The sequence below is a fragment of the Methanoculleus methanifontis genome, from assembly GCF_030464365.1.
Classification (GTDB): domain Archaea; phylum Halobacteriota; class Methanomicrobia; order Methanomicrobiales; family Methanoculleaceae; genus Methanoculleus; species Methanoculleus methanifontis.
Map to the genome: position 1 here is coordinate 110,045 of NZ_VCYI01000010.1, position 9,860 is coordinate 119,904.

9 protein-coding genes and 1 pseudogene are annotated in these 9,860 nt (G+C 52.3%); 5 read left to right on the forward strand and 5 right to left on the reverse strand.

From position 1 onward, the window contains the following. The first annotated feature begins 529 nt into the window (after positions 1-529). Positions 530-907 carry a hypothetical protein gene (locus FGW20_RS08795; RefSeq protein ID WP_301677709.1) on the forward strand — a complete coding sequence of 126 codons (378 nt, stop codon included), beginning with the start codon at positions 530-532 and terminating at the stop codon, positions 905-907. Between the two features lie 74 nt (positions 908-981). After that, on the forward strand, positions 982-1,461 hold the full coding sequence (locus FGW20_RS08800; protein WP_301677721.1) for a DUF2085 domain-containing protein: 480 nt from the start codon (positions 982-984) through the stop codon (positions 1,459-1,461). Between the two features lie 222 nt (positions 1,462-1,683). Here the strand turns inward: FGW20_RS08800 and FGW20_RS08805 are convergent. Continuing rightward, positions 1,684-2,567, reverse strand: a pseudogene (locus FGW20_RS08805) (IS5 family transposase). A 715-nt stretch (positions 2,568-3,282) separates the two neighbouring features. Here FGW20_RS08805 and FGW20_RS08810 point away from each other — a divergent pair. Then, positions 3,283-4,707, forward strand: coding sequence for an RNA-guided endonuclease InsQ/TnpB family protein (locus tag FGW20_RS08810; protein ID WP_301677710.1), 1,425 nt, complete (start codon positions 3,283-3,285; stop codon positions 4,705-4,707). Here the strand turns inward: FGW20_RS08810 and FGW20_RS08815 are convergent. The 4 genes from FGW20_RS08815 to FGW20_RS08825 all read right to left on the reverse strand — a co-directional run bounded on the left by FGW20_RS08815 (position 4,636) and on the right by FGW20_RS08825 (position 7,260). Beyond that, positions 4,636-5,334 carry a transposase gene (locus FGW20_RS08815; RefSeq protein WP_301677711.1) on the reverse strand — a complete coding sequence of 233 codons (699 nt, stop codon included), beginning with the start codon at positions 5,332-5,334 and terminating at the stop codon, positions 4,636-4,638. The genes FGW20_RS08810 and FGW20_RS08815 overlap by 72 nt on opposite strands. Then, positions 5,232-5,624, reverse strand: a complete 393-nt coding sequence (locus FGW20_RS13350) for a helix-turn-helix domain-containing protein (protein WP_367617937.1) — start codon at positions 5,622-5,624, stop codon at positions 5,232-5,234. The genes FGW20_RS08815 and FGW20_RS13350 overlap by 103 nt, the downstream gene beginning before the upstream one ends. A gap of 243 nt (positions 5,625-5,867) precedes the next feature. Next, entirely contained in the window at positions 5,868-6,182 is a 315-nt protein-coding gene (locus FGW20_RS08820; protein WP_301677712.1) for a hypothetical protein, read from the reverse strand. Next, entirely contained in the window at positions 6,157-7,260 is a 1,104-nt protein-coding gene (locus tag FGW20_RS08825) for a M48 family metallopeptidase (RefSeq protein ID WP_301677713.1), read from the reverse strand. Before FGW20_RS08825 ends, FGW20_RS08820 begins: the two co-directional genes overlap by 26 nt. Positions 7,261-7,997: 737 nt before the next feature. Between FGW20_RS08825 and FGW20_RS08830 the strand changes: the two genes are divergently transcribed. Both FGW20_RS08830 and FGW20_RS08835 read left to right on the forward strand, forming a co-directional pair. Continuing rightward, on the forward strand, positions 7,998-8,693 hold the full coding sequence (locus FGW20_RS08830; RefSeq protein WP_301677714.1) for a DUF4013 domain-containing protein: 696 nt from the start codon (positions 7,998-8,000) through the stop codon (positions 8,691-8,693). A 272-nt stretch (positions 8,694-8,965) separates the two neighbouring features. Continuing rightward, positions 8,966-9,541: a DUF4013 domain-containing protein gene (locus FGW20_RS08835; protein WP_301677722.1), complete on the forward strand. Its 576-nt coding sequence runs from the start codon at positions 8,966-8,968 to the stop codon at positions 9,539-9,541. The last annotated feature ends 319 nt before the right edge of the window (positions 9,542-9,860 follow it).

Below are 9,860 nucleotides of genomic sequence, written 5' to 3' on the forward strand. Positions count from 1 at the left end.
GCATCTACACCCGGATTTACCAGGATACACACAGCCAACCATCGGGGCATTATAATTAATATTTCCAGGCCGAGACGATTCAACTGTCTTCCGCCAATGCTCACCAGAGGTATGCTGTTGTTCCTTATTGCACTGCATCGGTGTAAGGGGACCCATCACAAAAAGTGCTTCGGGGGAACCCCCGGTCCCTCACCGGGAAACGATGTCCAGAGGAAGCCAATTCCATGAGGGCGTCCGGTGTAGCCCGGACGGTTTAAATGTGTGTAAGGACGCCCCGAATCATATGGATCTTTGATTATCGGGACTCCGTTGAGTTCCTCGCTGTGACAACACTCCCGTTCTCTGAACTGCCTCTGTCACATATTTATGAGGATTAACTCGAGGTGTTAACAAATATTTCGAGATTTCGATGTAGAGCGTCATTTTGACGAATAAGGATCTTTAAGGGCCAGAAAAATTTCCAAATATATTTTAAATTACATGAATGTTTCGACACACATATATATCATAAATACCTTAGAAATTTAGGATGACTGGTGATGCTACTGGTGCGTTTATAATCTCCCTCATCGGGGGGATATTGATGCTAGTCTCTGGCGTAATGTCTGCGTTTCTGGGCTCTATATGCGGCGCAACGTTTGCAGCATGTGGGGCTAGTGGAGCCGGCACTACGGTTATGCTCGTTTCGTCTCTCGGATTGATATCCAGTATACCTGTACTCATTGGTTCCTTCTTCATCAGCAGGAGCGACATGGACTCTGTCCGCAAGGGAAGCATGCTAGCCCTGATATTCGGAATCATTGGGCTTATCTTTGGAGTATGGGGGATGATGTTCCTGATGATTATTGGTTCCATCCTTGCCCTGGTCGGCGGATATATGGGTTATACCCTGCAACCGACATCATAGTGGCTATGGCCTCCCCCAAAACACCCCTTCTAAGATTGTCTCTCTGTTCTGTTACTCTGGTTTTCGTACTGCTGATGACAGGTGCTCCCCTATTGTTTCCCGTTAATTCGATTCCCGATCTTACCGGCTCTCCAGGGATCGTTGACAACGAACCTGCCATTCGCTCCTTCCCTGTTCCATGGAACTTCATCTACCACTTTGGGGACAGGTGGTGCCACCAGCGCAGCGATCGGTCTTTTGAAATAAATGGCAACCAGTTCCCCGTTTGTATACGATGCTCTGGGATCTTCTTTGGAATTCCGATAGGTATACTTCTGTCCAGTCGATTGAAGTTCCAAACCAGACAGAATGAAGCCAGAATGCTCCTGATCGTGTTTATCGTCGCACTGCTCCCCATAATGATCGACGGCGTCGGGCAGGGAGTCGGGTTATGGGAGAGTTCCAATCCCGTGCGGTTTATAACAGGTTTACTGGCAGGTGGGCTCAGTTCTGCAGTGGTCATGAAAAGCATCGATCTCTATCAGGCCCATATGGCAAAGTCTGCCGATCTCTGATTTCGTTGGGATGCGCCTTTGCTTGAGAACCTGTCATCTCTCCCGTCTTACGTGGTTTCGTATTCACCCGACGGCGCATCAATGGCAGAAGAGGTATCTATGGCAACTCCCACTGTTGGTACTGTAGATCAGGCGCTTCGATCTGGGTAAGTTTTCAAATTTTGGATACTTTCGGGGCGACCTCAGAGGCCAGTTCAGGGTTACTGCTGTGTTGCATAATCCCTATGATGATTGTCCTCCTGCCAGAGCCAGCATTCTATTATAGCAGTTCACCTTCATCCGGATCTCACGAAACATCCCCTCCTGAGATGTCGCCTGTACTCCTTCGCCGAAGATCCGTTTGAAGCCGGAGAAGAACCCTTCGACCTTCCACCGCATTCCATACGTGACTACCAGCGACCACATCGGATATCCGCCCCATTGGTTTCGGTCTCGAACACATTCAGCCCGATAGGGCGACTCGGTCGAATGCGTCGCGGCGTCGACCCGGGTCTTGATGCCGGAGGCGATCCTCCGCTGTTCGAGGGTGTTGAAGAGTTCGTTCCGGTCGTAGGCCCCATCGGCGAGCACCCGGTACACCGGATGTTCCTCGCTCCCGTGCTGCTGGGTTTGGTCGAGGAGTGGGATGAACATCTGGTCGTCCTGCACTGATTCATCGGTGATCTCCAGTCTGAGAGCCTGGTTGGTCTCGACGTCGATCATGGCGTGCATCTTGATCCAACCACGGCTGACCCGCCACTTCTCGCGCATCCACTCCCCCCGGTTTGTGACCTTGATCCCGGTGCTATCAGCGGCGACGATGATATCCTCAGCGAGGAGCTCGGGAACAACCGGCAACGAGAGATCGAGACGCTGGATCCGGCGGAAGAGCGTGGTATAATCGGCTGCTTTGAGGCCAGGAATGAATGCCGCGAGTCTCCGAACAAATCCCTCCATCTGACGGTAGGGCATCTAGGTGTGAATGCTGGCCATCCACACAATGAATGACTCAGGATACTGAAACGGCCGACCACGCTTGCCAGCGTTCATCTGGGAGAGATGGTCATCCCACCGGTCAATGAAGTCCAAAGAAAGGTAAAACTCGCCGCGCTTGACCAGGCATTCATTCTATAGACACCAGTCGCGAGTATCAGGGTACGGGCGCCCCCAACGTTCGTTTCTTGGCATGAAGGGGCGGAAGGGACGTCCGGCACCTTTTCTGTTTGGGTCAAAGAATCAGAGTTATGCAACACTGCAGGGTTACCAGATCGTGAACACGGTCCTCTGTTGGACTATCGCATCGCGGGCGCAGGGGCGAGAGGGGGTGCTCCTCCCAAGCAGGGGTGTTTCGGACGCTCTATTGGATATATCTCACGAGAAAGCATCGTGATGCCTTCCCCAAAGAGATTTCACTTGGTATATGGTAGATTCTAACTGTCATTCCATCACTAGCGATTCCAAATTGCCATGACTATACCATTTCCACTCCCGATGGATTCGCATCCATTGTATATGACCACTTGAACACCACCGGCGCCTGATTCAACGTATCGATATACTGTGCAATCCGATTGGTAATCTCCTCCTTTGATTTTGCGCGAATGCCCCGTAACACCGTCCGCGTGGTTTTGCTGAAAAATGTTTCAATAATATTGAGCCAGGATGCATGGTTCGGCGTAAAAATGAATTCAAATCGGTTCGGAACCGTTTTGAGGTACTTCATCTCGAATGGGCAAGGAGACCCCCTGCGCAAGCGGGGGGAGGAATTGCCCGGGTCAGCCCCGTACACTTTCGCGCTGCATGGCTATTCTTAATACCAGGTGAGAAACAGAGAATATCCCCATGGCACTGCGGGTCGTCAGCAACTATCTACGTCTTCCCAAGAAGACGTTCCAGATTATCGACACGCTCGCATACCATGCCAAGAGCCTGTACAACGTGGGGCTGTACAACGTCCGGCAGCACTCTGCAACGCACCGCGAGAACCGTGCGATCCTGCAGGGGATTCGTCCGGATCTCACCTCCGGGGTTGAGGTGTTGGTTGGATCCTACCTCCCCTACACGCGAAAGAAAGACTCCCCCTTCAAAGAGTACAGCACCTATGTGCAGTCAAAAGAGAACGAAAACTACGGGTTGCTGCACAGTGACGCTGCTCAGCAGACGCTGAAGTCGGTCGAAGAGGCGTATAAGAGTTATTTCGAGTTGCTGGCCCTGTACCGCAACGGGCAGCTCGAATACCGCCCCGGTTCCCCGAAGTACCTCCCCAAAGATGGGCGGTTCAAGCTGGCGTTCCCCCGGGCACACCTGGCGATCCGGGGCCGGTTTGTCACGCTCGGGATGTCCCACAAGTTCCGGAAACAGCACGGGCTGACGGGCAAGGAGCTGACGTTCCCGATCCCGCCGTGCATCAAACCGCACCAGATCCGGGAAGTCACGATCCTGCCGGTCAACAACGGAATGGCCTACAAGATTGAGTTTTGTTACCGTGTTCCTACCCAACCTCACCCCCTTGACCCCGACCAGTACCTTGCCATCGACCTCGGGCTCAACAACTTTGCGACGATGGTTGACACCGCCACCGGGGCTGCCGTCATTCTCGACGGTAAGCGTATCAAATCAATTAACCGGTGGTACAACAAAGAGAACGCACGGTTGCAGAGCATCAAGGACAAACAGGGGATAACCGGCATCACGAAGCGGCAGGCACGGTTGCTGAAGCGGCGGGACTGCCAGATCGAGGAGGCGATGAACCGGTGTGTGACCTGGATCGTGGACTATGCTCTCCAGCACCGGATCGGGACGGTTGTACTCCCTCGCTGGGATGGGATCAAGGACAAGATCAACCACGGCAAGCGCGGGAACCAGAACTTCGTGCAGATTCCGTATCACAAGTTCCGGCGGAAACTGAAGAGCACGTGCGAGCAGTACGGGATCCGGTTCGATGACTCGCACTCCGAGGCATACACCTCGCAGGTCGATGCGCTCAACCTCGACCCGATCCGCAAACCACCCTATGGAAGGAAGCGGCGGGTCAAGCGGGGGTTATACCAGAGTGCTCTGGGAACCCTGATCAACGCTGATGTCAATGGTGCTCTGAACCATGCACGAAAGGTAGCCGGTGATTCCGTGGTGCTACGGATAATCGGTAGTGGCCGCGTCAACCGGCCGGTGCGAATAAGGACGACTTTTGAACCGTCACCCTTCGCACAGATTAAAGTGCAACCCTGTGCCCCGCAAGGGGCCCCGGTGGCAAGCCCCCTCCGTTAGGAGGGGGTAGTTGACCGTTTCCCCCGACGAATGCACCTTGAGATCGTCCAGAATGATTTTTAGTTTCATCGTGTCCGGATACCGGGCATCGAGCATTTTCAGGAACTCGATGAATTCTTCGCTTCGATTACGTTCGGTAATCCGGTAATGGACAAATCCGGTTACTAGATCCAGAGCTGCCTGCAGACAGACGGTCCCATGCCGAACGTATTCGTAATCCCGGTGAATACAGAGAAACTGTCCAGGCACCGGCATGAGATCCGGGTAGTGTGTATCGCGCACCTGAATGCCGCTTTTTTCATCAAATGAGAGGATAAAGGTATCCGGCTCGGTGCCTTCTTTTTCCAGAACCTTGAAAATATTTGCTTCCTCGTAGGTGTGGAGAACAACAATTGCCTTCTTGTGAAATGCGGGATCCCGTTTCTGCACATAAGACCGGATTTTATGCGGCTTTATGGCACTGGCATTGGCAAGTTTTGAGATTGTCCCCTGCGAAATCCGAGCGACTTCGGGAAACCCTTCTTCTATGGCGTGTTCCCGAACATACTGTTGCAGGAGCCGCTGGGTCCAGACCTCGTGGGGATACCCAAACCCACGGGTTTCCGACAGAACAAGTCCACGATCCACGTCCGTGCTTCGGGAGAGATCGTTTTCGGCCGTCCCCTCCCAGGAAGATCCTGTAAGCCCTCCCGGACACCGATGGCGAGGACGCGATTGGTGGTTCGGATGACTTTCTGACGAGGTATACCCAGTTCACGGGCAATAGCAGAGTCAGATCTGCCGTGATGACTCAGGAGGACGATCGTCGCACGCTCATGAAGATCCTTCCGCGTCGTGCGAGAACGAGTCAAGTGTTCCAAATAGTCCAAGTCCTCATCAGGCAAGAGAACCGGTTCACGGACAGACACTAAGGGCATGGTACAAGATCATCGTCATACTAGTTATTATGTTGTTTATTGGGAATCGATGTATTAGGCATGTTCTCCAGTGCGGGAGTTAATATGGATGTCTCAAACCCGAAAAAATGCTGATATCTTCGAAACCGTTCCATTCCTATGTATTGGTTCCCGCGCACCAGTTCCCTAAAAAATTGGTAAAAATTAGTTCAAATCTGTCGTCATTTGCAGAAACTAGTTCCCCTGCTGCATGCCCAAAGAGACCTAAATGATACCCACGTAGGTGAGTATCGCAACGACCGCTATGATGCCCACAGCAAGGCTGGCGGTCGAGATAATCATGGCGACCTTCCCAAAAGGCCCCTCCCCGTTCTTCATTGCGAGGTACCCAAAGATAATCCCGGCGGCACTGAAGACTATCGGAACGATCAGGAGCCCTAAAATCCCGAGTGCGATGCCAATATATGCATAGGCCTCCCCAGGGGACAATATTACTTTCGCGGCCGTACCTTCGCAAGTCTGTGTGGCCTTTGGCGCAGGAAGTGAAGGGGAGTTACTGGTAGATCCTCTGCTCATCATTTTCCTGGAGTAGGTGATGTAACTTTTCGAGTTCTTCGATCCTCTTTTCTGTTGCGGGATGAGTTGAGAAGAGCCCGTCGATCCATGAGATGTTCTTCGGCTGTGCTTGCCATTGCTCTGCGAAAGGCAGTTGTGCAAGATTTCCTGTATCCAACGCGTTATTGAAGCGTTCAATTTTGCTGAGTGCAGAGATATGTGCTTCTGGGCTGACCAGTTTAGCTCCAGCGAGGTCTGCAGCATATTCTTGTCGCTGGCTCAGGCGGTACGCCAAGATCGATGCAACTTTCCCAAGCAACCGTTGGATCGCACCAAGAGCAACCATGAGAAGCCCCATGAGTGCTAAAAAATTTCCTACATCCCGCCTGACCAGTCCCGCGACGGTCCCTCCTGCCGCAAAGACTGATCCTAATGCCATGCATACTGTTCCAGCAGTATGGAAGATACTCATCCAGGAGAGAACAAAGGCCCATTTTAGACAATCGCCATTTTTGATGTGTCCTATCTCATGGCCGATAATAGCTTGCAGTTCGTCAGCAGAAAACTCACCCTTATGATAGCCCTCAATGAGCCCTCTTGTTAGACATATCCTCCCTCCCCATGGACTGGTATAAGCCATGGCATTGACCTCGGGTGTTTCCTCAACTAGGAGTTTAACGGGGTTTACTCCAGATTTTTCGGCTAGATCCTCCACGTATTGAACTATCTGGGGGTCTTCCTCGTAGGGTTTCAGGCGACGGAGTGAGAAAGGAGTGAGGACGTAAGCCGTAAACAGCGCGACAAGAAACCCTACTATTATCATTGGGGGAAATTGCAGCAGGAATGTAGTTGGGGCAGGGTTTATAACAAAGAACGGAACGGTGAGCACCAGCGTGACCAGGCAGAATATCCCCAGCGCGTAAGCCCAGTTGATTAAATTGTCGTTTCTTTCTCTTGCTTTTATGACGTTGCCGAAAAACTGGTCCCAGGTTACACCGGACTCGGCTTTTTTGGCATCCAGAGCTCTGTACAAATTTAGCTCGGCATAAACAGCAGGATCGAGAGAAATTACAACATGATTGCTCTGCTTTTCATTAGCCATAAGAACGACCTTCTTTCATCATTGTAGTCTCATCTCCGCTGTGAAACAGTTGGCCCTCGTCTGCATGGCAGATCAACTCTTTTCCAAACCATAAATAAAGCGTCGACATAATTTTTCCTCGATATAAACCTAAATAACTCATGTGCATATATAATTTTTGGATTTATCCTCGAATCTATCCGAGATCGGCTAAACCATTTAGGTTTTTCTTAGACGCATTTGCCAAAATAACCACTTTATGAGATAATTCGGGGGAGGTAAGTGATCATGCCGGACACATATCAAAATCATCCCGGGGTTGAAGATCCGCATGGTTCAGAGCATTCTTGCGCACTCGCAGAGAATTGAGCAAGATCTGTAGTTTAATCGCCCACGTGGCTTCCTACCGGTATCGTGGGGAGCAACCGGTCTAGAGGGGAGTTTGAGCACTGCGATGCCGCGATGGGGTGCCCCCCCAGCTGAGGGCGCTCTCGTAGAGGAGAGCGCCCCACACCAGGTAGAAATTCACACATCTCTTCGGGCCTGACCGCCTTCAGATGTAGGTGGATCCTATCGTCGATATTTTGTATTTATATACTTCCACGCCCAGCAATCCTCATCGAAACGATTTTTCCAGTATTGTTTGTTTTTAACGAAAATAATTTCATTATTTTCAAAAATATCGATATTCTACTCCGTTATTATACCAATACTATTATATTACGTTCTCCCAGTTATCTCAAGGTGATACATCATCTGTGGACTACGGTACTGTAATCTCTGGGGCGCTTGAGTATACCAAAGACGCCCCGATAGGAAAGTGGATGCAATGGGTCATCCTGGCCGTCTTGTCACTCGTGCAGGCGCTCACGCTCTCCCTAATCCCGCCCCTCAGCGGCTATGTGGCGCGGGTGCTCTCCGGAAAGACCCCAGCCCCCGAAATTGACAACTGGGGCAGGCTCTTCGTCGATGGGTGGAAGTGGAACATCATCGTGCTGATCTACATGATCCCAGCGATCATCGTGTTCCTGGTGCTCGGTGGGCTCAGTGCAATCAGTCTCCTCGCAAATGCGGCGGCCGGTGGCGACCCGGCGGCGGCAAGCGCCGCAGCGTTGAGCCTTATAGGAGGTTTCCTTCTTGCAGGGCTCGTTGCGCTTGTCATGACGTTCATCGCCCTGTTTGCCATCCTGCGGTTCGCTTACACGGACAGCCTCGGTGAGGCGTTCAACTTCAGCGTGATCCTCGGACACATCGGCAAACTCGGTTGGGGGACCTGGATCATCGCGGTCATCATCCTCATCGTCATCGCAGCGATCTACGGCTTCGTGGTCGGCCTTCTCGTCAACATCCCGTTCCTGGGATGGATCATCGGTATCTTCCTCAACGCTGCGTTTGCGGTCTTCTACGCCCGCTACCTTGCCCAGGTCTACGAGGACGTTCCTGCGCCTGCGTAAGACCATAATGGCCCTTTTTTTGCCGCCTCTTCTTGCGGAGCGACCGCCAGCCTCTCACAAGGCATCTTCCAAATTCCTAGGAACCGCTCCCCCTGTCAAGTAGGTCCAATCCAAACACTCTCTCCCGCGAGCAAAACAGCGTGTTTATCTCCGGGAGCGAAAGATTCCTACGATAACATACAGTGATATCCATGGACTACATCCGGTTACTCAGCGACTCCTTCGACTACACAAAAGAGGCTCTCTGGGGCAGGTGAGTCCGATGGCTCCTCCTGCTCGTCAGCGTGGTGATATTCCCACTCATCTACGGTTACAGTGTACGGGTCATGAGCGGCACGAAGCCCGCCCCCGAGTTTGAAGGCTGGATCAGGCTTTTTGTCGACGGCATCAAACTGATCGTCATCACGATCGTCTACACGATCCCGATCATGATCCTCACGCTCATCCCTCTTGTGCTCTACGCCATCCCGGTGCCGGCAGGCTCCGAACCGCTTCTCAGCCCTGAGGTTGGAATCATCGTAGCCCTGGCTCTCCTCGTCATCTTCACCCTCGCCGCCATCGTCGTCGGCATCCTTGCGACCTTTGCGATGGTCCGGTTCTCACGGACAGGGAGGATGGGCGAGGCCTTCAGGGTCGGCACCCTTCTTGCCCACATCGGGGAGATCGGGTGGCTGAACGTCTTTGTCGCCCTCGTGGTACTGACCGTCGTGGTCGCGGTCGTGGAGTTCGCCCTCATCCTAGTACCAATCATCGGCGTAATCATCCTCCTTCTCCTCATGCCGGCGTTCATCATCTTTACCTACCGCTACATCACCCTCATCTATGAGAGCGCCCCGGCGCCGGGGTAGAATCCACTCATTTTTGAAACTGTTACCCAGAATCTCTTTGCCGAGGAGAGCACGCCTTTCCGTCTCTATACCTGGAAATTATGGTCTTCCCAAACCTCTGTCATTCTAGAAACCATTCTTTGCGGGGGGTAGCCCGACGAATAGCCGGGCAGTTATGGCAACTCATATCGCCGCTGGTGATGTGGATATAGGGGCTCTGTTGAAACCCTCTAGTCGAGGGTCGGCTCCATCTGAGGGGAAAGATCTATAAAACCGTTGCTCCTTGTGTTAATGACGAAACCAACAACAAGGAGCAGAGTTAGTGTCGACGAATGGCTAT

Bases quoted from the DNA above. Each gene is read 5' to 3' on its own strand.
- FGW20_RS08795 (WP_301677709.1), top strand. From the start codon at position 530: ATGACTGGTGATGCTACTGGTGCGTTTATAATCTCCCTCATCGGGGGG.
- FGW20_RS13350 (WP_367617937.1), bottom strand. From the start codon at position 5,624: ATGCCCTTAGTGTCTGTCCGTGAACCGGTTCTCTTGCCTGATGAGGAC.
- FGW20_RS08825 (WP_301677713.1), bottom strand. From the start codon at position 7,260: ATGGCTAATGAAAAGCAGAGCAATCATGTTGTAATTTCTCTCGATCCT.
- FGW20_RS08800 (WP_301677721.1), top strand. From the start codon at position 982: ATGACAGGTGCTCCCCTATTGTTTCCCGTTAATTCGATTCCCGATCTT.
- FGW20_RS08810 (WP_301677710.1), top strand. From the start codon at position 3,283: ATGGCACTGCGGGTCGTCAGCAACTATCTACGTCTTCCCAAGAAGACG.
- FGW20_RS08820 (WP_301677712.1), bottom strand. From the start codon at position 6,182: ATGATGAGCAGAGGATCTACCAGTAACTCCCCTTCACTTCCTGCGCCA.